The sequence below is a fragment of the Streptomyces ortus genome (assembly GCF_026341275.1).
Taxonomy (GTDB): domain Bacteria; phylum Actinomycetota; class Actinomycetes; order Streptomycetales; family Streptomycetaceae; genus Streptomyces; species Streptomyces ortus.
This window is the reverse complement of the sequence record NZ_JAIFZO010000001.1, coordinates 459,669-485,161: the sequence shown is the minus strand read 5'-3', so window position 1 is coordinate 485,161 and position 25,493 is coordinate 459,669. Positions and strand designations below refer to the sequence as shown.

Genomic DNA, 25,493 nt, shown 5'->3' with positions numbered 1-25,493 from the left:
CGACCGGCCACGCCCGGGCCGACGTCACACCCGTACGGGGAGTTCCTGGACGCTGTTGCCCACGAAGCTGGCGCCGCGGGAGAGGTCCGTCTCCGGTACGGCGAGGTCGAGGCCGGGAAAGCGCGTGAACAGGCGCTCCAGGGCGATGGCGGACTCCATCCGGGCCAGTGGGGCGCCCAGGCAGTAGTGGGCGCCGTGGCCGAGGGACAGATGCCGGACGGCGCCGGGCCCGGCGGGCCTGGTGACGTCGAAGAGGTCGGCGTCGGGTCCGTGTGCGGCCCGGTCACGGCCCGCGGCCGAGTAGCCGGCGAGGACGGGGGTGCCGCCGGGTATGACGGTGCCGTCGACGGTCAGGTCTTCGACCGGGTAGCGGAAGGGGAAGTAGCTGACCGGCGCGTCCCAGCGCAGGGTCTCCTCGACCGCGTCGGCCCAGCTCGCCTCGCCGCGTACGACCCGTTCCAACTGGTCGCGGTGGCCGCACAGGGCGCGTACGGCGTTGGTGATCAGGTTCAGTGTGGTCTCGTGCCCGGCGATGATCATCAGGACCAGGGTGCCGAGGAGTTCCTCGTGGGTGAGCCGGTCGCCGCCCTCGTCGCGGGCGGCGATCAGCGCGCTGGTGAGGTCGTCGCCCGGCCGCTCGGTCCTGGCCTCGACGACCGCGCCGAGGACGGCCATCAGTTCCCGGTTGGCGGCCAGCGCCTGCTCGGGGCCTGTGTCGGTGGCGACGACCTGGTTCGAGAGGTAGTGCAGCCGGTCGCGGAACTCGGCGTCGACGCCAAGGAGTTCACCGATGACGCCCATCGGCAGCGGCATCGCGAAGTGCGCGCGCAGATCGGCGACTCCCCCGCCGTCCCGGGCCGCGCGCGCCAGGTCGTCGAGCAGTGTTGCCGTCAACTCTTCGACGCGCGGGCGCAGTTCCTCGACCCGCCGGACGGTGAACGCCTTGCTGACCAGCGACCGCAGCCGACGATGGTCGTCGCCGTCCGCGGTCGTCATCCCGCGTACCGTCGCGAAGGTCGCGAGGGGCCAGCCGGGGGCGATGCGTCCCTCCCGCAACGCGGTGAAGTGGTCTGCGTTCTTGGCGACTTGAGGGTGCGCGAGGAACTGCTTCAGTGCCTCGTGCCCCAGCACCGCCATGCCGTCCACCCCGCCGGGCAGGACGACCGGCGCCACGGCGCCGTGTGCGAGAAGGCGCGCGTTGTCGGCGTGCGGACAGCCGCCGGCCGGGTCGAGCCGGTGCGGCGCGCCGGCCGGGCGGGACATGTCGGCCGGTCCTGACGTGCGGTTCGGCGATTCGGCTGCCGTGCTGTCCAACGCGATCTCCTGACTGCGGTCGACGGCGGTCGGTGGCCGTCACAGGAAGGGGGTGCCCGGGTCGACGCCCGAGAGTACGCGGCCGTAGATCTCCAGGTTGGTGGCGGGGTTGACGAAGGAGTGCAGAGTCAGGGCGTTGACGTCCCGGGCGATGCGCTGCAGCGGCACGGACCGCTGGAGGGAGGAGGCGCCGGCGGCCGAGGCGAGCAGCTCGACGGCCTCCTTGCAGAGCCGCGTGAGATAACCGCACTCGGCACGGATCCTGGCCTTCTCCCGCGGCGTGTACGAGTCGCCGTCGTGGGCCTTGGTCTCGATCTCACCGGTCAGCCGGGCGGCCACGAGTTCGGCGGCGGAGATCCGCATCTGCGCCTCGGCGAACTGGAGATGGGTGACGGTGGCCTCGTGCTGCCGCTGGTGAAGGGTGTACGTGATGCCGCGCCGGTGGACCCGCTGGTCGAACTCCGTCAGCGCCGCCCGGCCCAGACCCAGCGCCGCCGACGCCGTCCAGGCGCAGAAAAGCGCCAGCACGGGCATGCGGTAGAAGGGGTCGTCCGCGTTGGTCTTCGACGGGGTCCGTCCGGCCAGCATCGGCCCCAGGGGAAGCACCCGGTGCGCGGGGACGGGAATGTCGTGGGCCACGACGGTGTTGCTACCGGTACCGGCGAGACCTGTGGTGTCCCAGTCGTCCAGGATCTCCAGCTCGGACATCGGCACCGCGACCCACAGCACCTCCGGCGGCCCTTCCACGGGCCGCCCGTCGGCGGGGACGACCGCGGCCGTCAGCAGATGCCAGTGCGCGTGGTGACAGCCGGTCGCGAAGCCCGAGGCGCCGTCGACCCGATAGCCCCCGTCGTACGGCACCGCCGTGGCGCCGGGGACGAGCGTGCCGCCGATCCTGACATCGGGACCGGCAGGTCCGGTGAAGAAGTCGTCCTGTGCCTCGTCGGGAAAGAGTGCCGCGATGTACGAGACCCCCGCCTGACCGAGTGTCACCCATGCCGTGGAGGCGCATTCGAGGGCGATCTCGGCGAAGGCGTCGACCTGGGTGTGCAGCGGGGTCTGGTAACCGCCGTAGCGCGCGGGGACGTTCATCCGGTACACGCCGGTGCCGCTCAGCGCGGCGACGACTTCGTCCGGAACCCGCCGGTCGTGCTCGGCCCGCAGCGCGTTCTGCCTGATCAGCGGCCGTAGTTCCCGTATCCGTTCGACGATCCCGGCATCGACCATGCCGACCACCGTGGCGCGCGGCACCACCTGTGTCAACGCCCCGGGATCCGGCCGCTCCGGCACCGACGGACGAGATGGTGCTACAGTGCCATCAGCACTTGTGTACGCCTGCTTCAAGGCGCCGGTGCAGATTTCCTCTCCTCCCGCTGGTCCGCCCGTCGATTTCCGACCGGCGCGCAGCGTCTTCTTCGCACCACCTTCTTCGCGGCATGTCTCGCCGTACCGCTCTCCGTACCGCGTTCGTCAGCGATTCGCGGTTCGCGGTTCGCGGTTCGAGAAGTGACGCGTTCCGCCGTGCAGGGCGTGAAGTCACCCCCCTGCCGCGGCCCCCTCCCCCACCGCACGACCGATCCGAGAACTTCCCTCCGTCCGCGAAAGGACACCCACCATGACCACCACACTCGAACGCCCGCCCACTCCCGTCACGGACCAGGAGCAGGCCACCGGCGTACTCGACCTCACCTCCAACGGGCAGGGCCACCTGCGCGCCGAGAACCTGCTCCCCGGAGCAGCCGACCTCCAGGTCTCCGCCTCCCTGATCCGCCGGTACGGCCTGCGCAAGGGCGACCGCGTCGAAGGACTGCGCGGCCGGCAGCGCGCCCTCACCGAGATCCGGCGGATCAACGGCCGTCCCGCCGACGAGGCGCGCGGCCGTCCGCACTTCCGTGACCTGACCCCGCTGCACCCGCGCGAGCGGCTGCGGCTCGAACACCCCGCGGGCGGTCTGACCACCCGCCTCGTCGACCTGGTCGCGCCCATCGGCAAGGGCCAGCGCGGCCTGATCGTCGCCCCGCCCAGGACCGGCAAGACCGTGCTGCTCCAGCAGCTGGCCGCGGCCGTGGCCGGCAACCACCCCGAAGCCCATCTGATGGTGGTGCTCCTGGACGAGCGTCCCGAGGAAGTGACCGACATGCGCCGGTCCGTCCGCGGCGAGGTGTTCGCCTCCACCTTCGACCAGAGCCCCAAGCAGCACATCGCGCTGGCCGAGCTGGCCGTCGAGCGGGCCAAGCGGCTCGTCGAGGCGGGCCAGGACGTCGTCATCCTGCTCGACTCGCTCACCCGGCTGTGCCGGGCCCACAACAACGCCGCCGCCGCGGGTGGCCGCACCCTCAGCGGCGGTGTCGACGCGGCCTCGCTCCAGGGGCCCAAGCGGCTCTTCGGCGCCGCGCGGCTCGCCGAGGAGGGCGGCTCGCTCACCATCATCGCCACGGCCCTCGTGGAGACCGGCTCCCGCGCCGACGACTACTACTTCGAGGAGCTCAAGAGCACCGGCAACATGGAGCTCCGGCTGGACCGCACCCTCGCGTCCCGCCGTGTCTTCCCCGCCGTCGACATCACCCCGTCCGGCACCCGCCGCGAGGAACTCCTCGTCCCAGCAGGCGAATTGACGGCCGTACGAGGTCTGCGGCGCGCCCTGCACTCCCGCGGTGACGGCCAGGCCGGCCTGGAGACCCTGTTGGAGCGGATGCGGCAGAGCCCGGACAACGCGACCTTCCTCAGGCAGGTCCAGCAGACGGTGCCGGGCAGTCAGTAAAGGGCCGGCCAGCGGCGAGTACCTGTGCCGCACGCCGGCGTCCACTGCGGCATCCGGGTGTTCGACAGCCCCGTTCGGCCGAGGCGGTTCGCCTCGCGACCTGCGCGTTCCTACGTTTGCGGTATGACCATCGGACTCCCCGCCCGCACGGCCGTCTCCTGCTCCGCCCTCTGCGTCCTCGGAGCGCTGGCCTTCGTGCCGGCACCGGTCGCGGCGGCGGCCCTCGGCGGGGCGCACCCGACCGTCGCCGGGCCCCGTGCCGTTTCGGGCGGCGCGCACACCGGGCCCGCGCGGAGCACCGCCCATCCCCCTCCCGCGGCGCCTCTCGCCTCGTCCTCGCCGCCCGCGCCGTCCTCGTCGTCCCCGCCGCTTCCGACCCTGGACCGTCCCGGGACGCAGGTCCGGCCCCGGGCTGGAGCGCCCGGCGTGCCGCGGGAGCTGTCCGCCCGGTCCTGGCTGGTGGCCGACGCCGACACCGGCGACGTCCTCGCGGCACACAACGCGCACCTCGCGCTGCCGCCCGCGTCCACGTTGAAGACGCTCTTCGCGGTGACCGTGCTCCCGGTGCTGCCCTCGGCGGTCCGGCACACCGTCACCGAGGCGGATCTGGCCGGCATCGGCCCCGGCAGCAGCCTGGTCGGGGTCCGCGCGGGACGTACCTACCGGGCGTCCGACCTGTGGCGGGGCGTCTTCCTCAACTCCGGCAACGACGCCGTCCACGTACTCGCCGCGATGAACGGCGGCTGGCGCGCGACGGCCGCCCAGATGCAGGCCAAGGCCCGATCCCTGGGGGCCCGCGACACCCGGGTCGCCTCGCCCGACGGCTACGACATGCCCGGGCAGGTGTCGTCCGCGTACGACCTGGCCGTCTTCGGACGCGCGGGCCTGCGCAACACGGACTTCGTCCGCTACTGCGCCACCGTTCGCGCGAAGTTCCCCGGCGACGGCTGGGCGTACGAGATCCAGAACACCAACCGGCTGCTCTCCGGTGCCGACGGGGTCGCGCCCTATCCGGGGCTCATCGGCATCAAGAACGGGTCCACCTCCCAGGCGGGCAGCACGCTCGTTGCCGCCGCGCGCCGGGGCGGGCACACCCTCGTCGTCACCGTGATGGCCCCTCAGGAGGGCGGCCGGTTCGCCGTGTACGAGGAGGCCCGCTCCCTGCTCGACTGGGGTTTCGGCGCCACCGGCCGGGTCGATCCGGTGGGCTCGCTGCTGCCTCGTCCCGTGTCACATGCCACGGCGGGTCCGGCGGCCGGGGCACGGCCCGGTCCCGGTCCGACGGCAGGTCCGGCTGCCGGGCCGGGGACGCCCGCCGGTTCGGCCGCCGGCGGCTCCGACCGTTTCGGCGGCTCCGGCGGCTCCGGCGGCGGACTGGCCACGGCGGGGACGCTCGCGGGCGCGGCCCTTCTCGGCGCGGGTGCCGTGGCACTGGCCCTGCGCCTGCACGGCCGGCGCTCCACCGCCCGGCGCTGACCGACGGGCGGCCCGAGCCCGGGCGGCTGTCCGGGTGACCCGGCGGGTGGCTGTGCGGGTAGCTGTGCGGGTGACCGCTCAGAAGACCGACAGGCCGGTGATGGTGGTGAAGCGGTCCAGGGCGGTGACTCCCGCCACCGAGTTGCCGTGTCCGTCCAGGCCGGGGCTCCACACACAGAGCGTGCAGCGGCCGGGGACGACGGCGATGACACCGCCGCCGACTCCGCTCTTGCCTGGCAGGCCCACGCGGTAGGCGAACTCGCCCGCCGCGTCGTACGTGCCGCAGGTGAGCATGACCGCGTTGACCTCCTTGGCCTGGCTCATCGTCAGCAGGCGGGTGCCGTCGGCGCGGATGCCGTGACGGGCGAGGAAGCCGGTGGCCAGGGCCAGGTCGGCGCAGGACGCCTCGATGGAGCACTGCCGGAAGTACTCGTCGAGCAGCACCGGCACCGGGTTGCCGATGTTCCCGTAGGACGCCATGAAGTGGCCCAGCGCGGCGTTGCGGTCGCCGTGGGCGGACTCGGAGGCGGCCACGTCCTCGTTGATGGCGAGATTCTCGTTGCCGCTCTCCGCGCGCAGGAAGTCGAGGAGGGTGCCCGCCGCCTCGCCGGTCTGGGTGTGGAGGCGGTCGGTGACGACGAGCGCGCCCGCGTTGATGAAGGGATTGCGGGGGATGCCGTTCTCGTACTCCAGCTGGACGAGCGAGTTGAACGGGTTGCCGGAGGGCTCGCGGCCGACGTGTTCCCAGAGCTCGTCGGCCTCGTGGGCCAGGTCCAGGGCGAGGGTGAAGACCTTGGTGAGGGACTGGGTCGAGAAGGGCCGGCGCCAGTCCCCGACGCCGTACACCGTGCCGTCCAGCTCGGCCACGGCCATACCGAACCGCCGGGGGTCGCAGGCCGCGAGTGCCGGAATGTAGTCGGCGGGGTGGCCGCGCTCCGGCATCTTGTCGATCTCGGCGGCGATACGGTCCAGGACGGGCTGAAAGGTCGGCGGCGAACTCATGATCACATTCTGCCGCCCCGGCGGGGCGGGGGCGCGAGTCGTGACCGAGTCCGGACCGGTCGGGGCCGGCCGCCGGTTCACAGCGGGTCCGGGTCGTTCCCGGCCGCCCCTGCGGCGTGCCCCGCCAGCACCTCCGGTCGCAGCACCGCCGCCAGGCGGTCCGGCGGGAGCAGGCCCTTTTCCAGGACCAGTTCCGCCACGCCCCGGCCCGTCGCGAGAGCTTCCCGCGCGATGTCCGTCGCGGCCGAGTAGCCGATGTGGGGGTTGAGCGCGGTCACCAGTCCGATCGAGTTCTCGACCGTCGCCCGCAGCGCCTCGGTGTTCGCGGTGATCCCGACGACACACCGCTCCGCGAGCGTCAGACAGGCCGCACGCAGATGCGTGATGCTCTCGGACAAGGAGTGCAGGATGATCGGCTCGAACGCGTTCAGCTGGAGCTGCCCGGCCTCCGCCGCCATCGTGATGGTGACGTCGTTGCCGATCACCTCGAAGGCGACCTGGTTGACCACCTCCGGAATCACCGGGTTCACCTTGCCGGGCATGATGCTCGAACCGGCCTGCACGGGCGGCAGGTTGATCTCGTTCAGCCCGGCCCGCGGTCCCGACGACAGCAATCGCAGGTCGTTGCAGACCTTGGAGAGCTTCACCGCGATCCGCTTCAGCACCCCGGACATCTGGACGAACGCCCCGCAGTCCTGGGTCGCCTCGACCAGGTTCGCCGCGGTCACCAGCGGCAGCCCGGTGATGTCCGCGAGGTGCCTGCGGGCCGCCTCCGCGTATCCGGGGGGCGCGTTGAGCCCGGTCCCGATCGCCGTCGCGCCCAGATTGATCTCGTGGACCAGCTCGACGGCCTCCGCGAGCCGGCTGCGGTCCTCGTCCAGCATCACCGCGTACGCCGAGAACTCCTGCCCGAGCGTCATCGGCACGGCGTCCTGCAGCTGCGTACGCCCCATCTTCAGCACGTCGCGGAACTCGACCGCCTTGCCCGCGAAGGCGTCCTCCAGGACGGACATCGCGTCCAGGAGTCCCCGCACCGCGAACACCGTGGCGACCTTGACGGCCGTCGGGTAGACGTCGTTGGTCGACTGCCCGAGGTTGACGTGCTCGTTCGGGTGCAGGAACACGTACTCGCCCTTGGCGTGACCGAGCAGTTCGAGCGCGCGGTTGGCGACCACCTCGTTGGCGTTCATGTTCGTCGAGGTGCCGGCCCCGCCCTGGATGACGTCGACGACGAACTGGTCGTGCAGTTTCCCCCGCCGTATCTCCCGGCAGGCCTCGACGATCGCGCCCGCCTTCACGGGCTCCAGCAGGCCGAGTTCCTCGTTGGCGAGGGCGGCGGCCTCCTTGACCGCGGCGAGCGCCTCGATCAGGTGCGGGTACGCGGAGATCGGCATGCCCGTGATGGGGAAGTTCTCCCTGGCTCGCAGGGAGTGGACCCCCCAGTACGCCTCGGCGGGTACGTCACGGTCGCCGAGCAGGTCGTGCTCACTGCGGACGTTCATGTCGGTGCGGTTCTTCTTTCGGCGGATCGTCCCGACAGTGCGCCGGGAGTTCTGTCGGGAGTTGGTGGTGGGGCCGGGCGGGCCGTCCGGGTGGGCCGGTCAGGCGGGCCGGCCCGACAGTGGCGTCGGCGGCGGCTCCGTCAGCGGGTCGAGTGTGCGGGTCGGGCGGATGTGGCCCACCACCGCGCCGCCTCCGAGGAGCGGCGCGCCGGCGAACTCGGTGAGCGCCGCCGGGTCGACGCCGGCCCGGGCGAGGGCCGCCGCGGTGACCGGTACGCGTGCGCGGTCGGCGCCGTCGGCGATCTTCACGGCGACGGCGCGGCCGTCCGGCAGCGCCGCGACCTGCACCCCTTCGAAACCGTCCTTGGTGAGCAGCCCCGGTACGGCGCGCATCAGCGCGGCGACGTCCCGGCCGGAGCCGGACGCCATCTCGGCGTGCTCGCGCATCGCGTCGGCCACCCGCGCCTCGGGCGTGCCGGGCGGCGCGGTCGTGATCCGGGCGGCGGCGCGGGCGAGGCCGTGCAGCGAGACGGCGAACAGCGGGGCACCGCAGCCGTCGACGGTGACCTGGGCGACGGACTGCCCGGTCAGGTCCTCGACGATCTCCTCGATCGCCTGCTGGAGGGGGTGCGCGGGGTCGAGGTAGTCGTCGAGCGACCAGCCGTTGAGCCGTGCCGTGTAGAGCATCGCGGCATGCTTGCCCGAGCAGTTCTGGGCGAGCCTCGACGGCAGCCGACCCGCGCGGATCCAGTCCTCCCGGACGACCGGGTCGAAGGGCAGGTCGGGGACGTTGCGCAGATCGTCCTCCGTCAGCCCCGCGAGCTCCAGGATCCGCCGCGTACCCGCGAGGTGGCGTTCCTCGCCGGAGTGGCTGGCCGCGGTCAGCGAGAGCAGCTCGCCGTCGAGCGGCAGCCCGGCCCGCACCATCGCCACGGCCTGGACGGGTTTGAGCGCGGAGCGCGGGTAGAAGGCCGCCTCGATGTCGCCGATCTGCAGGTCCACGCTCCCGTCGGCGGCCAGCACGACCACCGAGCCGTAGTGGATGCCTTCGATGACACCGCCGCGTACGAGATGGGCCACGGGCGCGTGCAGCGGTTCCCGGACGGAGGGCGCCGCGCCGAGCGAACTCCCGCAGCCGGCGAGTATCTCGGTGCTCATGCGTCCACCCGGCCGTTGCGCAGCGCGGTGACCCGGGCACGTACTCCGTACCAGCCCGCCACCAGCGCGGCCACGATCAGCGGGAGGCACAGGACCGTCGTACGGCCCGCTCCCCCGTCCGCGTACATCAGGACCAGGACGGAGGCGAGGAAGAGGAGGGTGACTAGTTCGGTCCAGGGCGAGCCCGGGAGCCGGTAGTCCGGGCGGTCAACCTCGCCCTCCTGCGACTTCCGCCAGAACTGCAGATGACAGATCATGATCATGCCCCAGGTGGCGAGGATGCCGAGCGCGGCGAAGTTGAGGACGATCTCGAAGGCGTCGGCCGGCACGACGAAGTTGAGCCCGACACCGAGCACGCAGATACCGCTGGTCAGGAGGATTCCGCCGTACGGGACCTGGCTGCGGCTCATCACGGAGGTGAATTTGGGCGCCGAGCCGGCCATCGACATGGAGCGCAGGATGCGGCCGGTCGAGTACAGGCCGGAGTTGAGGCTGGACATGGCGGCGGTCATCACGACCAGGTTCATCACGCCGCCCGCGGCCGGGATGCCGATGTTGGACAGCACGGTCACGAACGGGCTCTCCCCGGCGGTGTACTTGTTCCAGGGCAGCAGCATGGACAGCAGGAGCACCGAGCCCACGTAGAAGAGGCCGACGCGCCACATGATCGAGTTGATCGCCTTCGGCAGGATCTTCTCGGGGTTCTCCGTCTCGCCCGCCGCGACGCCGACCAGCTCGACGGAGGCGTACGCGAAGACGACACCCTGGATGATCAGCAGCATCGGCAGCAGACCGCTCGGGAAGAGACCGCCGTTGTCGCTGATGAGGGAGGGGCCGGGGGTGGCTCCGTCGACGGGATGCTGGGTGACCAGGACGAAGATCCCGATCAGCATGAAGGTGACGAGCGCGCCGACCTTGACGATGGCGAACCAGAACTCCAGCTCGCCGAAGATCTTCACGGAGATGAGGTTCACGGTGAGCACGACCGCGAGCGCGATCAGGGCGATCACCCACTGCGGGATGTCGGAGAACATGCCCCAGTAGTGGGTGTAGGTGGCGACCGCGGTGATGTCGGCGACTCCGGTGGTCGCCCAGTTCAGGAAGTACATCCAGCCCGCGGTGTAGGCGCCCTTCTCGCCGAGGAACTCCCGGGCGTAGGACACGAAGGCGCCGGAGGAGGGCCGGTACAGGACGAGTTCGCCGAGGGCGCGGACGACGAGGAAGGCGAAGATCCCGCAGACGGCGTACGCGATGAAGAGGGACGGGCCCGCGTCGGCGAGCCGGCCGCCCGCGCCGAGGAAGAGGCCGGTGCCGATGGCCCCGCCGATGGCGATCATGTTGACGTGCCGGGACTTCAGGGACTTGCTGTACCCCGCGTCACCTGCGTCGACATGACCGCTCGCCCTCCTCTTCGTCTGCGTCGGCCGCGTCTGTTCTTCGTGCTCTTCGAGGGACTGCTCGCTCACGCGTGTGTTCCGCCTTCTGTGGGGGTGCCCGCGGGGTCGGTGCGCTCGGGGCGCACGATCGCGGTGAGGGTCGTCCCGACGCGGTCGAGGTGGTGCGCCATGGCGTCGGTCGCGTCGGCCGCGCTGCCGTCGACGAGGGCCTCGACGATGGCGCGGTGTTCACGGTTGGACTGTTCGCGACGGCCGCCGAGTTCGGTGAGGAACGCCGACTGACGGGCCAGCGCGTCCCGGATCTCCTCGATCACGCGGCGGAAGACCGGGTTCTGGGCGGCCTGGGCCACGGCGAGGTGGAAGAGCGTGTCCATGGCGACCCACGCGGTGGTGTCCCGCTCGCGCTCCATCCGGTCGAGCAGGTGGGCCAGGTGGTCGAGGTCCTCGGGGGTCCGGCGGACCGCCGCGTATCCGGCCACCGGGATCTCGACGTGCCGGCGGACCTCCATCAGGTCGCTGGCCGTGTAGTCGCCGAAGGTGGGGTCCTCGACGGGGCCCGCCGACACGACGAACGTGCCCTTGCCGGTCCGTGACACGGTGAGCCCCATGGTCTGCAGGGCGCGCAGGGCCTCCCGCAGCACGGGCCTGCTGACCTCCAGCCGCCGGCACAGCTCCGCCTCGGAGGGCAGCTTGTCCCCCACGGCGTACTCACCGCCTTCGATGGCACCGCGAAGATGCCCGAGCACGGCTTCCATGGCGCTGATACGCCTCGGCACGGAGCCGCCAGCTGTCTGGCTGTCTGACAGGTTCACGGGGGTGATCCTGCGGGGCGCGGAAGGCGACTGTCAAGGTCGCCGGTTCGGAGCCGGGTCCGGACGGCGGGCGAGGTACGGCCTCGGGGATCCGTCAGACAGACCCTAGTGCTGGATTCCTCAAAGAAGGTACACATAGCGGCGTCGTAGAGAGCGGGTTGGTGGTGCCGCTCTGCCCCAAACCCAGGGACGTGCACGGGAGTTGAGTTGGTCGGTTGCGAGGGTCGTGGCCTGGGCGATGTCGTCGGGGTTGGCGAACGACCGGCCGGCGAGGGCGGCCTTGCGGAAGATGCGCCACCAGCCTTCCTGGAGGTTGAGCCAGCACGCGCCGACGGGGATGAAAGAGTGGTGGATGCGGGGATGTTCCTCGAGCCAGGTCCGGGTGGACAGGCTGTTGTGGCTGGACAAGTTGTCGGTGACGATCCAGATCTCCCCGGTCGGGTTGGCGTCCTCGACCTGTTGCAGAAACCGCTGGTAGAAGACGCTGTTACGGGAGGAAGCGGTCATGGTGATCTGCTGGCCGTCCCGGACGCGTAAAGCCCCGTAGACCCAGGTTTTCTCGGGCCCACGGCTGTAATCGAGCTCGGCTTTGATCCGGCGTCCGTCGGGTGACCAGGCGGGTGCGGGCGGGAAGGTCCGGGGGATCACTGGCCCCAGCTCGTCGGCGCAGATCACCGTCGCGTCGTCGGGCGGTGGGTGTAGAGGCCGATGATCCTTGTCCTTTTGGGACGAAGTCCGGGTCCTTCGACCGCATCCAGGACCGGGTGCGGCGCCAGCGCACGCCCTCGGCGAGCAGGATACGGCGCACCTGTGAGCGGCCTACCTCGATCCTCTCGGCCCGCGCGGCCGCGGCCAGAGAATCCAGTGTCCACTCGGCCGGCCCGGACTCGTCGAAGGCCCACAGTTCTCCGACGGGTTCCCACCGCAGTCGCCCCGGCGGCACGGTCTTGACCAGGGAGATGATCCGGGATCGTTCCTGCTCGGTGATGCGTCGTCTGCGGCCCTGCCCGCCCAGATCATCGAGTCCCTGCAGGCCCGATCGGTTGAAGCGGTGCAGCCAGCAGCGGACCGTTTTCTGGCTGCAGTCCAGCTCCACGGCGATCGCCGGCACCCGCAGCCCCGACCAGCTCAGCTCGATCATCCGGGCCCGCATCACCGCATCCCGCGGAGCCTTCCGTGCCCGTGACAGGCGCCGGACGACGGCCCGTTCGTCCTCGTCACGCTCCGGTCGTGCCCATAAAACCATCGCCCAGCACCCGCCCCCGAGCACCCTCAACTACCCCGCCACCAGGACATATACCCAGTGAAAGAGGAATCCAGCACTAGTAGTACTTCGTTAGGTTCTTGTCCTGGTTCTGCCGGTTTTGAGGGGGCGATGGCAGGTGGTGCATGTGCCGGTCCAGCACCTCAGCAGGTCTTGGAGTGCGTCGAGGGTCTGGTAGAGGCTCGGGCTGGTGCCTCGGCTTTTGGGTCGAGCCTGCGAAGGGTGAGGAAAGCCTGGGCAGCGGTGACGAGGGTGACGTGGTGGTGCCAGCCGCGCCAGGTGCGGCCCTCGAAGTGGTCCAGGCCCAACCCGTGCTTGAGCTCGCGGTAGTCGTGCTCGATCCGCCAGCGCATCTTCGCCCACCGCACCAGGTCAGCTGCCGGAGTGGCGGCAGGCAGGTTCGATATCCAGTAGTCCGTCGGGGCGTCCTGGCCGTGCGGCCATTCGACCAGAAGGGTCTGGGTGGGCAGGACACCGTCCCACCGGTTGCGGCCGCCGCCCGCTTCCTGAGCGGCCGCCAGGGACTGCTTGCCCGCGGGCCGCACCGTCAGCACCGTGAACCGCGAGGTCATCGCGCCCTTGGTGCCCTGCCGCCAGGTCACCTCGGTGAACTGTTCGGCACCCACCTCCGCCGCGAGGGCGCGGACGGCTCGCGGCGGAGTGCGATAGCGGGCAAGAGGAGGCGGCCCGAGCCCGCCGTAAGCGGGCCGGTGCGGCTCGGCATCCTCCGGGTGAGCGACTTTGCCTTGTGTGCGCGACACAGGATGGTCTCCCTGTTCCCGGAGACTGATCCGTAGCATGGACGCCGTAGCCGGCGCCAGCGACCACGACGGGCGCCTTCAGTTGCCACTGGGCGAGTGTGTCCAGGAGGCCGGAGCGCCAGACGCCACTTCTCCTGGTGCACCACCTCGGGGCACGCCCGCTCTGCGGCACCGGTCCGGCCTGTCCGTCCACTCCCGCGGCAGATACAGCTGCTATTCCAATGGGCACGAGGCGGTGTCGGTGGCCGCATGGACACTGACCGCGACCTGGCAGTTCGCCCGTTTACCGACCGCTCCGCAATACTGGCGGGCCACCCCGACCGACGCCTTGCCGCACCGGGGAACGACACGTCGTCGACCACCTTACTTCACCTCAGGCTTCACCACCTGGACCAGACGCTCGGCAATCCGCCGTCGCACCGGCGTCCATTCCCACGGGGACTGGCTGACGAACTGCTGCAGCGCCTGCATGTTGCCGTCCGCAGCCGCTCGGCCATCGGCTGGATCGACTTGCGCCGGCTGTCCAGCATCAGCCCCTGCAGATAGCACTCGCCCCACCGCTGCTGATCCTTGCGCGGCACTGAAGCGAACGCGTTCTCCACGAAGAGCGCCAACCCAGCCCGCAATCGGTTCACTTCATGCGTATCCACACACACCCAACATGCTCTTGATCAGCGAAAACGCATAGAGCTAAACGGCACTACCAGTGCCGGATTCCTCTTCACCGCAGGTGAGTGTCCTGGTGGCGGGGTAGCTGGAGGTGCTCGGGGCGGGTGCTGGGCGATGGTTTTAAGGGCACGACCGAGCGTGACGAGGACGAACGGCCGTCGTCCGCGCCTGTCACGGGCACGGAAGGCTCCGCGGGATGCGGTGATGCGGGCCCGAATGATTTGCCGGAGCTGGTCGTGGGCGCTGCGGGTGCCGCGATCGCCGTGGAGCTGGACTGCAGCCAGAAAACGGTCCGCTGCTGGCTGCACCGCTTCAACCGATCGGCCTGCAGGGACTCGATGATCTGGCGGGCAGGGCCGCAGACGACGCATCACCGAGCAGGAACGATCCCGATCATCTCCTGGTCAAGACCGTGCCGCCGGGCGACTGCGGTGGGAACCCGTCGCAGAACTGTGGGCCTTCGACGAGTCCGGGCCGGCCGAGTGGACACTGGATTCTCTGGCCGCGGCCGCGCGGGCCGAGAGGATCGAGGTAGGCCGCCTACAGGTGCGCCGTATCCTGTTTCGCCGAGGGCGTGCGCTGGCGCCGCACCCGGTCCTGGACGCGGTCGAAGGACCCGGACTTCGTCCCAAAAGGACAAGGATCATCGGCCTCTACACCCACCCGCCCGACGACGCGACGGTGATCTGCGCCGACGAGCTGGGGCCAGTGATCCCCCGGACCTTCCCGCCCGCACCCGCCTGGTCACCCGACGGACGCCGGATCAAAGCCGAGCTCGATTACAGCCGTGGGCCCGAGAAAACCTGGGTCTACGGGGCTTTACGCGTCCGGGACGGCCAGCAGATCACCATGACCGCTTCCTCCCGTAACAGCGTCTTCTACCAGCGGTTTCTGCAACAGGTCGAGGACGCCAACCCGACCGGGGAGATCTGGATCGTCACCGACAACTTGTCCAGCCACAACAGCCTGTCCACCCGGACCTGGCTCGAGGAACATCCCCGCATCCACCACTCTTTCATCCCCGTCGGCGCGTGCTGGCTCAACCTCCAGGAAGGCTGGTGGCGCATCTTCCGCAAGGCCGCCCTCGCCGGCCGGTCGTTCGCCAACCCCGACGACATCGCCCAGGCCACGACCCTCGCAACCGACCAACTCAACTCCCGTGCACGTCCCTGGGTTTGGGGCAGAGCGGCACCACCAACCCGCTCTCTACGACGCCGCTATGTGTACCTTCTTTGAGGAATCCAGCACTAGGCCCAGATCGACCCGGCCACCGCGACCCCCACGAAAGCCGCCCCGAGCCCCGCGGTCACGCTCGCGACCACGTTGGCGGCGGCGTGGAGACGAGCGCCGCTCTCGGCCAGCCGCAGCGTCTCGTACGAGAACGTCGAGTACGTGGTGAGCGCCCCGCACAGGCCCGTACCGAGGAGGAGCTGGAGGTGCGAGGAGACCGCTCCAGCCGTGGCCGCGCCGGTGAGGGTGCCCAGGACCAGGCAGCCGACGACGTTCGCGGTGAAGGTGCCCCAGGGGAAGGCCGAGTCGTGCCGGGACTGCACCGCGCGGTCGGTGAGGTAACGCAGGGGCGCGCCGACCATGCCGCCGACGATCACCAGCAGCCAGCTCATGAGGTCCCCCGTCCCGCGTTCCACCGGGCCCACACCAGGCGCGTCGAGGCCACGGCCGTCCAGACCGCCGCGAGGGCCGCGACGAACGTGGCCGCGAGGTAGGCGAGGGCGGTCCGGGGGTGGCCCTCGGCCATCAGCCGCTGGATGTCGACGGCATAGGTCGAGAAGGTGGTGAAACCGCCCAGCACCCCGGTGCCGAAGAAGGGGCGGACCAGCCGGTGAGGCACCCACACCTCGGTGATCAGAACCATGAGGACGCCCATCGCGAAGCATCCGGCGGCATTGACCCAGAACGTGGTCCACGGGAAGCCGCCGGGCTGCGCGGGCCAGAGCAGCGCCGCCCCGTAGCGCGCCGACGCGCCGGCCGCGCCGCCCATCGCGACCACCGCCACGGCCGGCCCCTGCCCACGCCAGACGGACGCGCGCCGGGCGGGCGCACCGGGTGACGCCGTTTCGTCCAGCGTCTTCGGCCGGGGGCTGGTCATGGGCGGTGTCTCCTGATCTCGGACCAGAGGTCAGGCTAACCGCCGGCACCGGTCAGGCGGCGCCCGGCGCCTTCTCGGCGATGGCGTCGAAGCGGGCCGCCATCGCCGCCTGGAGCGCCTGGGCGGCCGACAGGGGCCGGACCATGACGGTGAGGTCGTCGATACGGCCGTCCTCGCCGAAGTGCAGGATGTCGCAGCCCTGCAGGGCCCGGTCCCCCACTCGCGCCTCGAAGACGAGGACGAGGTCACGGCCGCCGGGGTCCGCGATCTCCCGGACGTAGTGGAAGTCCTCGAACACCTCGATGACGGCGCCCAGGATCGCGGAGGTGATCGCCTTTCCGGCGTACGGCTTGAAGACCACCGGGCTGGTGAACACGACGTCCTCGGAGAGCAGGTCGACGACGGCCGCGTGGTCGCCGTCCTCGACCGCCTTGCGGAAGGGGTGCGTCATCCTCCACCTCTCAACTTTCTCTTGTCTCACCTGATACCGCTATCGACACCGACACCGATACTCAATATATTGAATAAGTGTGTTGGACAGTACTCCGCGGTCGTGTCGGTCCGCAACGGGTCCACGGGGTACGCGGGCGGCCCGGCAAGGTGGGAAGGAACCACCGAACCGGAGGTGCTGCCGTGTACTACCCGCTGACCGTCCGTGACTTCCTGGACCGCGCGGCCCATGTCTACCCGGACCGCGTCGGCGTCGGCTCGGACGGGGAGGTGCTGACCGCGTCCAACCACAACCTCGACGACGAGGGGTACTTGGTGATCTCCGACCGCAAGGCCGAGGAGTTGACGGCCCACTGCCGTACGCGGCTCGCCGGTTTCACGACACCCGAACGGATCGACTTCGTGGCGGCGCTGCCGCGCACGGCCACCGGGAAGCTGCAGAAGTTCAAGCTGCGGGAGCCGTTCCGGCGGGAGTGACGACAGCCCCACGGGGTGGCGACGGATGTCCGTCGCCACCCCACCCGCCTGTGGTGGCGAGTCATGTGCGGGCGGTCAGCGGTGGCTGAACCACGCCATCGCGGGCAGCGCCCTGTCGTCGTAGCCGAACAGGGCCTGGTTCTCCCAGCCGTTGCCGGACGAGGGGTCCGTCGGGTCCCAGCCGTTGCCGGTCACCGCGGTCCAGGTGGACTCCCAGTAGAAGACGCCGAGCCCGCGGCCGTTCGGGACGGCCTCCACGATGCTCGCGACATCCTTCATCCACCGGGTCTGGCCCGCCGGCGAGGCGGCGTAGCCGGGGACGAGTTCGCTCGCGAGGTCGATGATGTTCTCGGTCGCGTCCTCGCTGTCCAGCCGGAAGGGGTAGGCCGTCTCGGCGAGGTACACGGGCTTGCCGTAGCGGGACGCCGCGTCGTCCAGGGTCGTCTGGAAGTCGGCGAGCGTGCCGTGCCAGTAGCCGTAGTAGGACAGGCCGACGATGTCGAACTTCACGCCGTTGGACACCGCGTTGTCGAACCACCAGCGGGTGCCGGCCAGATCGCCGCCCTCGGCGAGGTGGATCGCCACGGTCGTACCGGAGCTGACCGCCTTGACCGCGTCGTAGCCCGAGTTGAGCAGTCCGGCGAGCTGCGGCCAGTTCGAGGTGGAGCCCTCGTTCCACAGCATGCCGCCGTTGATCTCGTTGCCGACCTGCACCATGTCGGCCGTGGTGCCCTGGGCCTTCAGGGCGTTCAGCACGTCGTACGTGTGGTGGTAGACGTCCGTCCTCAGCTGGCTGTACGAGTGTCCGGACCAGGCGGCCGGCTTGGCCTGGGCGCCCGGGTCGGCCCAGGTGTCCGAGTAGTGGAAGTCGACGAGGAGCTTCATGCCCTGTGCCTTGACGCGCTTGGCGACGGCGAGGACGTGCGTCTTGTCGTTGTAGCCGTCGGCGGGGTTCACCCAGACCTTGAGGCGGGCGTAGTTCTGCCCGGCGGACCTGAGGATGGCGAGGGCGTCACCGGGTGCGCCTGAACTGTTCTTGTAGACGCCGCCCTTGGCCTCGCTCTTGGCGAGTGACGACACGTCAGAACCCTTGACGGACAGGGCTGATGACCCGGACGCGAAGGTCAGGTCGTCCACGTTGATCCAGTTGCCCGCCCTGGCGTCGGAGGTGACGCTGATCGTGCACCGGTTGTTCGTCACCGCTACGGAGGTGACGATCCGGAGCCAGCCGCTGGACGACACGGGGATGTCGGTGCGCTGCTCCGCGCTGCCGCAGTTCTTGAGCGCGAGATAGGCGGAGTTCTGGCCGCCGCCCGAGCGCACCCACGCGGTGAGCTTGTAGGTGCCGTTGGTGAGGCCGGAGAGGTACTGGTAGGTCTCCACCTTGTAGGCGGCGGCCGAGTAGTGCGAGAGGCGGTAGCTGCCGCTGTGGCCGCCCGCCTCGGTGAAGGAGGCGGCGGTCTGGCCCGTGGCCGAGTGGGCCGTCCAGCCGGTCGGGGTGGCGGTGCCGGTGCTGTTCGCCTCGAAGCCGGGGTTGGTGAGGGGCGTGGCGGCGTTCGCGCTCTGCGCGGGGAGCAGGGTCAGGGCGAGGGTGGCTGCCAGGGGGAGGAGCAGGGTCTTGAGGGTGCGGCTGGTGCGTCTGGGATGGAACATCGTCGTCGTTGTCCCTTCGACGTGATGCGGACATGAACCCCGCGCGGCCGTGCGCAGACGGGAGCGAGCTGTTTCGCTGCTGCCCTACCCGTTCCCGCGGACATGCATAAGGCTGCCCCCTCGCCCCTGTTTCGCGAGTTCCCCGCCCCCAGGGGGTTTCAGGGGCGCGGGAACTGCGCAGCAGGGGGCGAGGGGCGCAGCCCATGCAGTGACGGGAAGGGTAGGGGCGGCGGGGGCGAAATCCGTGGGGTGGGTCAGTCGTCGAGGCGTACGACCCGCACCGCCCCCGCCGGCACCGCGAGCCTCCCCGCGACCCGCTCACCGGTCAGCAACTCAGCACCGTGCGCGTCGAGCGACACCTTGACCTCCGCCCCCGAGTGGTTCACCACGAAGAGGAACACCCCCGACTCCCCCACCCGCCGCACCACTTCGACATCGCGCGGCAGATCCGCCCGCGGAGCGATCCGCGCGTCGTCCGCCGCCCACCCGATCAGCGCGTCGAGCCCGTCGGCCCCGAGCCGCGTGGACACGTACCACGCGGACCCCGCGCCGAGCCGGTGCCGGGTGACCGCGGGATGCCCGGCGGCGAGCCCGTCGGCGTACGTCCACACGGTCTCGGCGCCGCGCGGCACGATGAACTCGCTCCACACGTCACCGGCGAGTTCGGAGCCGTCGGGACCGGTGAGGCGGACCACGTCGCCCGCGAGGAGCGGCGAGAACTCCTCGACGGTCAGGCCGAGCACGTCCCGCAGCGGGCCGGGGTACGCGCCGTCGTGCACGGCGTCGTGTTCGTCGACGATGCCGGAGAAGTAGGAGACGACGAGCGTGCCGCCGCCCTCGACATACCGCCGGAGGTTCTGTCCGGCGGCCTCGGTCATCAGGTAGAGCGCCGGGACCACGGCCAGGGGGTAGGCCGACAGGTCGGCCTCCGGGTGGGCGAAGTCGACGGTGAGGTGCCGGTCGTAGAGGGCCTCGTAGAAGGCGTCGGCGCGCTCGCGCGGGTCGTGGTCCTCACTCGGCCGCCAGGCGAGGTTCTGCGCCCACCAGGAGTGCCAGTCCCACAGGACGGCCGCCTCAGCGACCGTGCGGGTACCGCGCACAGCGCTCAACGCGTCGACGGCCGCGCCGAGTTCGACGACCTCGCGCCAGACACGTGAGTCGGTGCCCGCGTGCGGCAGCATCGACGAGTGGAACTTCTCCGCGCCGCGCCGTGACTGCCGCCACTGGAAGAACATCGCGCCTTCGGAGCCCCGGGCCACATGGGCGAGCGAGTTGCGCGCCATCTGGCCCGGCGCCTTGGCGGGGTTGCGGGTCTGCCAGTTGACGCCGGACGTCGAGTGTTCGAGCAGCAGCCAGGGGGCGCCGCCCGCCACGGAACGGGTCAGGTCGGCGGCCATCGCCAGGTTCACGTGCGTACGGCGGCCGTCGGTGATCAGGTAGTGGTCGTTGCTGACCAGGTCGACCTCGCGGCCCCAGGCCCAGTAGTCGACGGAGTCGCACTGGCTGAGGGCGGTCATGAAGTTCGTGGTGACGGGGATGCCGGGCGCCAGGCGGTGCAGGATGTCCCGCTCGGCCACGAAGTTCTCGCGCATGGTGGCGTCGGCGAACCGCTTGTAGTCGAGCGCCTGGCCCGGGTTGCCGACGGTCGGGGCCCGCCGGGGCGGGTTGATCTGGTCGAGGTCCGCGTACCGCTGGCCCCAGAAGGCCGTGCCCCAGGCCTCGTTGACCGCGTCGATCGCAGCGACCGCACCGTCCGGGCCGGCCGTGCCGTACGCCTCGGTGAGCCAGCGGCGGAAGTGCGCCGCGCAGTTCTCGCAGTAGCACGCCGAGACCGGCACCCCGTACTCGTTGTGGACGTGCCACAGGGCGAGCGCGGGATGTGCGGCGTACCGCTGCGCCAGCCGCTCGGTGATGTTCGCGGCGGCGGCGCGGTAGTGCGGGTTGCTGTGGCAGATGGCGCCGCGCGAGCCGAACTCGTACCGGGTGCCGTCGGCGGCCACCGGCAGCGCCTCGGGGTGTGCCCGGTAGAACCAGGCGGGCGGCGCGACCGTCGGCGTACCGAGGTCGACGCGTATCCCGTTCTCGTGCAGCAGGTCCAGCACCCGGTCGAGCCAGCCGAAGTCGTAGGTGCCCGGCGAGGGTTCGAGCAGCGCCCAGGAGAAGATCCCGACGCTGACCATCGTGACGCCGGCCTCGCGCATCAGCCGGACGTCCTCGGGCCAGACGGACTCCGGCCACTGCTCGGGGTTGTAGTCCCCACCGAAGGCGAGCCGTGCGAGGCCCTTGGGGGTGGTCTCCGGCTTGGACTCCGGTATGGACTCCGGCATGGATTGTCTCCCGGTAAATCGATCTCTTGGGAACGTGCACACACTGGTCCAGTGGCGCGAGGCCAAGATAACCGCAGAGCAACAACCATTGACAAGTGTCCGGGATGTTTCTCTACTGTGAACGCTCACAGAAGCATGGCAGGCCTCCGCAGCAGGCGGAGACCACGGTCAGGGAGATACATCCATGCCACACACGAAGCTGCGCCGCCTCGTGACCATCTCGGTCGCCGTCACCCTCGGTGCCACCGCGCTCGCCGCCTGCGGGTCCTCCGACGACGACAGCGAGGGGGACTCGGGGCCGGTCTCGCTGACGTACTGGTCCTGGACGCCGGGCATGGACAAGGTCGTCGACCTGTGGAACGACGGCCAGGGCAAGAAGGACCAGATCAAGGTCACGGTCAAGAAGCAGGCGTCCGGCGACGCACTGGTCACCAAGATCCTCACCGCGCACAAGGCCAAGAAGGCCCCGGACCTGGTCCAGGCCGAGTACCAGGCCCTGCCCACACTGGTCAGCAATGACGCGCTCGCCGACATAGCCGATGACGTGGACGGCGTGCAGGACAAGTTCGCCGAGGGCGTCTGGCAGCAGACCACGCTGGGCTCGGACGCGGTGTACGCGATCCCGCAGGACTCCGGGCCGATGATGTTCTACTACCGCCAGGACCTCTTCAAGAAGTACGGCCTCGAAGTCCCCACGACGTGGGAGGAGTTCGCCGAGACCGCCCGCGCGCTGAAGAAGAAGGCGCCCGGGACGGACCTGACCACGTTCTCCGCCAACGACTCCGGGCTGTTCGCCGGTCTCGCACAGCAGGCCGGCGCCAAGTGGTGGACCACCGAGGGCGACAAGTGGAAGGTCGGCATCGACGACGCGGCCTCGCGGAAGGTCGCCGACTTCTGGGGCGGTCTCGTCAAGGAGGGCGCGATCGACAACCAGCCGATGTACACCCCCGCCTGGAACAAGGCCCTGAACACCGGCAAGCAGATCGCCTGGGTGAGCGCGGTCTGGGCGCCCGGCACCCTGACCACCGCCGCGCCCGACACCAAGGGCAAGTGGGCGATGGCCCCGCTGCCGCAGTGGTCCGCCTCCGACGACGTCACCGGCAGCTGGGGCGGTTCGTCCACGGCCGTCACCACGGACTCCGGCCACAGGTCGGCCGCCGCGAAGTTCGCCACCTGGCTGAACACGGACCCCGAGGCGCTGACCGCGCTGGCCAAGGAGGGCGGCATCTACCCGGCCGCCACCACCGCGCAGACCAGTGACGCCTTCGCCGAGCCGCCGGCGTACTTCTCGAACCAGCCGGACTTCTACACGCGGGCAGCCGACATCGCGAAGACCACCGCCCCCTCTGCCTGGGGCCCGAACGTGAACGTCGCGTACACCACGTTCAACGACGCCTTCGGCAAGGCCGCCAAGAACAAGTCGGACTTCGGCGCGGCCCTGGCGCAGATGCAGGACGACACCGTCGCCGACCTCGAGAAGCAGGGCTTCGAGGTCGCGGAGTGACGAGCGCACGCCGGAACCGGAAGGCGTACGGGGTCAAGGGTGCCCCTTATGCCTTCCTCCTGCCCGCCACGATCCTGTTCGCCCTGTTCTTCGCGCTGCCCATAGGGTACGCGATCTGGCTCAGCCTGCACAAGGTGCAGGTCAAGGGCCTGGGCCTCGGTTCCGGAGCCCGGAAGGAGGTGTGGGCCGGCCTGGAGAACTACGCCGACGCCCTCACCGACTCCGAACTGCTCGCCGGAGCGCTGCGCGTGCTCGGGTACGGCGCCGTCGTCGTCCCGGTGATGCTGGGACTCGCGCTGCTCTTCGCGCTGATGCTCGACGCCGACCGGGTCCGTCTCGCCCCCGTCACCCGGCTCGCGATCTTCCTGCCGTACGCCATCCCCGGTGTCGTCGCAGCGATGCTCTGGGGCTTCCTCTATCTGCCGGACGTCAGCCCCTTCTACTTCGTCCTCGACCGGCTGGGCCTGCCGCAGCCGGACCTGCTGGACGGCGGACCGCTGTACCTCGCGCTGTCCAACATCGCGGTGTGGGGCGGCACCGGCTTCAACATGATCGTCATCTACACCTCGCTGCGGGCCATCCCGGCCGAGGTCCACGAGGCGGCGAAGCTGGACGGCGCCACCCCGCTGCAGACCGCGCTCAGGATCAAGATCCCGATGGTGGTGCCGTCGCTGGTGCTCACCTTCTTCTTCTCGATCATCGCGACGCTCCAGGTGTTCAGCGAGCCGACCACACTCAGGCCCCTCACCAACTCCGTCTCCACCACCTGGAGTCCGCTGATGAAGGTGTACCAGGACGCCTTCCGCAAGGGCGACATCCACTCCGCCGCGGCGACCGCGGTGATCATCGCGCTCGTCACGCTGGTCCTGTCCTTCGGCTTCCTGCGGGCCGCGAACTCCCGTACCAGGCAGGAGGCAGCACGATGAGTTCTCTCGCCGTCCGCAAGGCGGCGCCGGCCGCGGGCACGACGCCCGGCACCGCCCAGGGGCCGCCGCCGCGCCGCCGCCGCATCGCCCTCGTTCCGACGGTGACCCTGCTGATCGGCGCGCTCTACTGCCTGCTGCCGGTGGCCTGGGTGGTGATCGCGGCGACCAAGTCGGGCAGCGAACTGTTCTCGACGTTCACGTTCCTGCCGGGCACGGGCTTCACCCAGAACGTCTCCGACCTCAACGCCTACCGCGACGGCGTGTACTGGAAGTGGATGGCCAACTCCGCCCTCTACGCGGGGCTCGGCGCCTTCCTGTCGACGGCCGTCTCGGCGTTCAGCGGCTACGCCCTCGCCATCTACCGCTTCCGCGGGCGCGAGACCGTCTTCAACATCCTCCTCGCCGGCGTCCTGATGCCGCCCGTGATCCTCGCGATCCCGCAGTACCTCCTGATGGCCGAGGCCGACCTCACGGATTCGTACGCCTCCGTGCTGCTGCCGCTGGTCCTGTCCCCGTACGGCGTGTACCTCGCGCGGATCTACTCCGCGGCGGCCGTGCCCGCCGACATCGTCGAGGCGGGACGGATGGACGGCGCGAGCGAGCTGCGGATCTTCACCAGGATCGCGCTGCCGATGATGGTGCCCGGCCTGGTGACGGTCTTCCTGTTCCAGTTCGTGGCCGTGTGGAACAACTTCCTGCTGCCGTACATCATGCTCAGCGACGACGAGAAGTTCCCGATCACCCTCGGTCTGTTCACGCTCCTCGAACAGGGCTCCAACACTCCGGCCCTCTACACGCTGGTGATCACCGGCGCACTGCTCGCGGTGATCCCGCTCGTCGCGCTCTTCCTGGTCGTCCAGCGGTTCTGGAGTCTCGATCTGCTGTCGGGAGCCGTAAAGTCGTGACCATGAGCCAATCGGGGGGCCGGCGCCGACCGCCGACGATCCACGACGTCGCGCGCGAGGCCGGGGTCTCCAGGGGGACGGTGTCCCGTGTCCTGAACGGCGGGCACTATGTGAGCCCCGCCGCACAGGAAGCGGTCAACGCCGCCATCCGCAAAACGGGTTACGTCGTGAACCGGCACGCCCGCTCGCTGATCACCGGACGCTCGGACTCGATCGGCTTCCTGCTCACCGAACCGCAGGAGAGGTTCTTCGAGGACCCCAACTTCAACGTCCTGCTGCGCGGTTGTACGCAGGCACTGGCGGCCCACGACATCCCGTTGCTGCTGATGCTGGCGGGCACCGAGGACGAACGGCGCCGCATCACGCGGTACATCACGGCGGGCCATGTCGACGGCGTGCTGCTGGTGTCCAGCCACTCCGGTGACCCGGTGGCCGAGCAGCTGCGCGACGCCGGTGTCCCGCTCGTCATGTGCGGCAAGCCCATCGGCGTCGGCTCCAAGATCAGTTACGTGGCCGCGGACGACCGGGACGGCGCCCGGGACATGGTGCGCCATCTGGTGTCGCTCGGCCGGCGCCGGGTGGGCATGGTGACCGGTCCCCTCGACACCCCCGGCGGTGTCGAGCGCCTGGCGGGCTACCGCGAGGTGCTCACCGAGTCGGGCATCGACCTGGACGAACGCCTCGTCACGTCCGGCGACTACAGCCGGGCCGGCGGCGAGGCCGGTGCGGAGCTCCTTTTGGAGCGGGCGCCGGACATGGACGCCGTCTTCGTGGCCTCCGACCTGATGGCGCAGGGCGTGCTGAGCGCGCTGCACCGGGCGGGCCGGAGCGTCCCCGGCGATGTCGCCGTGGGCGGCTTCGACGACTCCTCGGCGGCGGTCGCGGCGAGCCCCCAACTCACCACGATCCGCCAGCCGTACGACCGGATCAGTTCCGAGATGGTGCGGGTGCTGCTCGCCCAGATCGGCGGCGAGGATCCGGCGGCGGTGATCCTGCCGACGGAGCTGGTCAAACGCCGGTCGACCTGA

At 70.3% G+C, this 25,493-nt stretch carries 22 protein-coding genes and 2 pseudogenes; 8 read left to right on the top strand and 16 right to left on the bottom strand.

Features of this window, described 5'->3' with window-relative positions:
- Positions 1-24 precede the first annotated feature (24 nt).
- The gene (locus tag K3769_RS01935) at positions 25-1,263 is read right to left on the bottom strand and encodes a cytochrome P450 family protein (protein ID WP_267024817.1); all 1,239 of its coding nucleotides are present in this window, start codon (positions 1,261-1,263) and stop codon (positions 25-27) included.
- Between the two features lie 90 nt (positions 1,264-1,353).
- Positions 1,354-2,604: a flavin-dependent monooxygenase gene (locus K3769_RS01930; protein ID WP_308216249.1), complete on the bottom strand. Its 1,251-nt coding sequence runs from the start codon at positions 2,602-2,604 to the stop codon at positions 1,354-1,356.
- Positions 2,605-2,929: 325 nt separating this feature from the next.
- Here K3769_RS01930 and rho point away from each other — a divergent pair, with 325 nt between their 5' ends.
- Positions 2,930-4,075, top strand: coding sequence for a transcription termination factor Rho (rho, locus tag K3769_RS01925; protein ID WP_267024644.1), 1,146 nt, complete (start codon positions 2,930-2,932; stop codon positions 4,073-4,075).
- Between the two features lie 123 nt (positions 4,076-4,198).
- Positions 4,199-5,551 carry a D-alanyl-D-alanine carboxypeptidase family protein gene (locus K3769_RS01920; RefSeq protein ID WP_267024643.1) on the top strand — a complete coding sequence of 451 codons (1,353 nt, stop codon included), beginning with the start codon at positions 4,199-4,201 and terminating at the stop codon, positions 5,549-5,551.
- Positions 5,552-5,629: 78 nt separating this feature from the next.
- Here K3769_RS01920 and K3769_RS01915 read toward each other — a convergent pair whose 3' ends face one another.
- The 9 genes and pseudogenes from K3769_RS01915 to K3769_RS41050 all read right to left on the bottom strand — a co-directional run bounded on the left by K3769_RS01915 (position 5,630) and on the right by K3769_RS41050 (position 13,977).
- Positions 5,630-6,553 carry a glutaminase gene (locus K3769_RS01915; protein ID WP_267024642.1) on the bottom strand — a complete coding sequence of 308 codons (924 nt, stop codon included), beginning with the start codon at positions 6,551-6,553 and terminating at the stop codon, positions 5,630-5,632.
- A 77-nt stretch (positions 6,554-6,630) separates the two neighbouring features.
- The gene (gene aspA, locus K3769_RS01910) at positions 6,631-8,055 is read right to left on the bottom strand and encodes an aspartate ammonia-lyase (RefSeq protein WP_267024641.1); all 1,425 of its coding nucleotides are present in this window, start codon (positions 8,053-8,055) and stop codon (positions 6,631-6,633) included.
- Positions 8,056-8,154: 99 nt separating this feature from the next.
- Positions 8,155-9,213 carry an asparaginase gene (locus K3769_RS01905; RefSeq protein ID WP_267024640.1) on the bottom strand — a complete coding sequence of 353 codons (1,059 nt, stop codon included), beginning with the start codon at positions 9,211-9,213 and terminating at the stop codon, positions 8,155-8,157.
- The gene (locus K3769_RS01900) at positions 9,210-10,679 is read right to left on the bottom strand and encodes an amino acid permease (protein ID WP_267024639.1); all 1,470 of its coding nucleotides are present in this window, start codon (positions 10,677-10,679) and stop codon (positions 9,210-9,212) included. Before K3769_RS01900 ends, K3769_RS01905 begins: the two co-directional genes overlap by 4 nt.
- The gene (locus tag K3769_RS01895) at positions 10,676-11,365 is read right to left on the bottom strand and encodes a FadR/GntR family transcriptional regulator (RefSeq protein WP_267024815.1); all 690 of its coding nucleotides are present in this window, start codon (positions 11,363-11,365) and stop codon (positions 10,676-10,678) included. The genes K3769_RS01900 and K3769_RS01895 overlap by 4 nt, the downstream gene beginning before the upstream one ends.
- Before the next feature lie 177 nt (positions 11,366-11,542).
- Positions 11,543-12,070, bottom strand: coding sequence for a transposase (locus tag K3769_RS01890; protein ID WP_267024638.1), 528 nt, complete (start codon positions 12,068-12,070; stop codon positions 11,543-11,545).
- A 205-nt stretch (positions 12,071-12,275) separates the two neighbouring features.
- A pseudogene (locus K3769_RS01885) lies at positions 12,276-12,563 on the bottom strand (helix-turn-helix domain-containing protein); the annotation flags it as partial.
- Between the two features lie 266 nt (positions 12,564-12,829).
- Entirely contained in the window at positions 12,830-13,447 is a 618-nt protein-coding gene (locus K3769_RS41055; RefSeq protein ID WP_372514846.1) for a transposase, read from the bottom strand.
- A gap of 213 nt (positions 13,448-13,660) precedes the next feature.
- A pseudogene (locus tag K3769_RS41050) lies at positions 13,661-13,977 on the bottom strand (transposase).
- 508 nt (positions 13,978-14,485) lie between these two features.
- On the opposite strand from K3769_RS41050, the gene K3769_RS01875 reads away from it, so the two are divergent.
- Positions 14,486-15,352 carry an IS630 family transposase gene (locus tag K3769_RS01875; protein ID WP_308216259.1) on the top strand — a complete coding sequence of 289 codons (867 nt, stop codon included), beginning with the start codon at positions 14,486-14,488 and terminating at the stop codon, positions 15,350-15,352.
- Between the two features lie 11 nt (positions 15,353-15,363).
- On the opposite strand, the gene crcB (K3769_RS01870) is transcribed toward K3769_RS01875, so the two are convergent.
- From crcB (K3769_RS01870) to K3769_RS01860, 3 genes are read right to left on the bottom strand one after another with little or no spacing between them, the layout of a single operon-like run.
- A complete protein-coding gene (gene crcB, locus K3769_RS01870) occupies positions 15,364-15,738 on the bottom strand; it encodes a fluoride efflux transporter CrcB (RefSeq protein WP_267024637.1) in 375 nt (124 codons plus the stop codon).
- Entirely contained in the window at positions 15,735-16,223 is a 489-nt protein-coding gene (gene crcB / locus K3769_RS01865; protein WP_267024636.1) for a fluoride efflux transporter CrcB, read from the bottom strand. The genes crcB (K3769_RS01870) and crcB (K3769_RS01865) overlap by 4 nt, the downstream gene beginning before the upstream one ends.
- Before the next feature lie 52 nt (positions 16,224-16,275).
- Positions 16,276-16,674 carry a nuclear transport factor 2 family protein gene (locus K3769_RS01860; protein ID WP_267024635.1) on the bottom strand — a complete coding sequence of 133 codons (399 nt, stop codon included), beginning with the start codon at positions 16,672-16,674 and terminating at the stop codon, positions 16,276-16,278.
- 182 nt (positions 16,675-16,856) lie between these two features.
- On the opposite strand from K3769_RS01860, the gene K3769_RS40840 reads away from it, so the two are divergent.
- The gene (locus K3769_RS40840) at positions 16,857-17,150 is read left to right on the top strand and encodes an AMP-binding enzyme (protein WP_267024634.1); all 294 of its coding nucleotides are present in this window, start codon (positions 16,857-16,859) and stop codon (positions 17,148-17,150) included.
- A gap of 75 nt (positions 17,151-17,225) precedes the next feature.
- On the opposite strand, the gene K3769_RS01850 is transcribed toward K3769_RS40840, so the two are convergent.
- A complete protein-coding gene (locus tag K3769_RS01850; protein WP_267024633.1) occupies positions 17,226-18,803 on the bottom strand; it encodes a glycoside hydrolase family 53 protein in 1,578 nt (525 codons plus the stop codon).
- Between the two features lie 254 nt (positions 18,804-19,057).
- Complete coding sequence (locus tag K3769_RS01845) at positions 19,058-21,130, bottom strand: beta-galactosidase (RefSeq protein WP_267024632.1); 2,073 nt, start codon at positions 21,128-21,130, stop codon at positions 19,058-19,060.
- Positions 21,131-21,314: 184 nt separating this feature from the next.
- Between K3769_RS01845 and K3769_RS01840 the strand changes: the two genes are divergently transcribed.
- From K3769_RS01840 to K3769_RS01825, 4 genes are read left to right on the top strand one after another with little or no spacing between them, the layout of a single operon-like run.
- Positions 21,315-22,634, top strand: coding sequence for a type 2 periplasmic-binding domain-containing protein (locus tag K3769_RS01840; RefSeq protein ID WP_267024631.1), 1,320 nt, complete (start codon positions 21,315-21,317; stop codon positions 22,632-22,634).
- Positions 22,631-23,560: a carbohydrate ABC transporter permease gene (locus tag K3769_RS01835; RefSeq protein ID WP_267024630.1), complete on the top strand. Its 930-nt coding sequence runs from the start codon at positions 22,631-22,633 to the stop codon at positions 23,558-23,560. The genes K3769_RS01840 and K3769_RS01835 overlap by 4 nt, the downstream gene beginning before the upstream one ends.
- Positions 23,557-24,465, top strand: a complete 909-nt coding sequence (locus K3769_RS01830; protein ID WP_267024629.1) for a carbohydrate ABC transporter permease — start codon at positions 23,557-23,559, stop codon at positions 24,463-24,465. The genes K3769_RS01835 and K3769_RS01830 overlap by 4 nt, the downstream gene beginning before the upstream one ends.
- On the top strand, positions 24,462-25,493 hold the full coding sequence (locus K3769_RS01825; RefSeq protein WP_267024628.1) for a LacI family DNA-binding transcriptional regulator: 1,032 nt from the start codon (positions 24,462-24,464) through the stop codon (positions 25,491-25,493). The genes K3769_RS01830 and K3769_RS01825 overlap by 4 nt, the downstream gene beginning before the upstream one ends.

Bases quoted from the DNA above. Each gene is read 5' to 3' on its own strand.
- K3769_RS01935 (WP_267024817.1), bottom strand. From the start codon at position 1,263: ATGTCCCGCCCGGCCGGCGCGCCGCACCGGCTCGACCCGGCCGGCGGC.
- rho (WP_267024644.1), top strand. From the start codon at position 2,930: ATGACCACCACACTCGAACGCCCGCCCACTCCCGTCACGGACCAGGAG.
- K3769_RS01920 (WP_267024643.1), top strand. From the start codon at position 4,199: ATGACCATCGGACTCCCCGCCCGCACGGCCGTCTCCTGCTCCGCCCTC.
- K3769_RS01915 (WP_267024642.1), bottom strand. From the start codon at position 6,553: ATGAGTTCGCCGCCGACCTTTCAGCCCGTCCTGGACCGTATCGCCGCC.
- aspA (WP_267024641.1), bottom strand. From the start codon at position 8,055: ATGAACGTCCGCAGTGAGCACGACCTGCTCGGCGACCGTGACGTACCC.
- K3769_RS01905 (WP_267024640.1), bottom strand. From the start codon at position 9,213: ATGAGCACCGAGATACTCGCCGGCTGCGGGAGTTCGCTCGGCGCGGCG.
- K3769_RS01895 (WP_267024815.1), bottom strand. From the start codon at position 11,365: ATGGAAGCCGTGCTCGGGCATCTTCGCGGTGCCATCGAAGGCGGTGAG.
- crcB (WP_267024637.1), bottom strand. From the start codon at position 15,738: ATGAGCTGGCTGCTGGTGATCGTCGGCGGCATGGTCGGCGCGCCCCTG.
- crcB (WP_267024636.1), bottom strand. From the start codon at position 16,223: ATGACCAGCCCCCGGCCGAAGACGCTGGACGAAACGGCGTCACCCGGT.
- K3769_RS01860 (WP_267024635.1), bottom strand. From the start codon at position 16,674: ATGACGCACCCCTTCCGCAAGGCGGTCGAGGACGGCGACCACGCGGCC.
- K3769_RS01850 (WP_267024633.1), bottom strand. From the start codon at position 18,803: ATGTTCCATCCCAGACGCACCAGCCGCACCCTCAAGACCCTGCTCCTC.
- K3769_RS01845 (WP_267024632.1), bottom strand. From the start codon at position 21,130: ATGCCGGAGTCCATACCGGAGTCCAAGCCGGAGACCACCCCCAAGGGC.
- K3769_RS01840 (WP_267024631.1), top strand. From the start codon at position 21,315: ATGCCACACACGAAGCTGCGCCGCCTCGTGACCATCTCGGTCGCCGTC.
- K3769_RS01830 (WP_267024629.1), top strand. From the start codon at position 23,557: ATGAGTTCTCTCGCCGTCCGCAAGGCGGCGCCGGCCGCGGGCACGACG.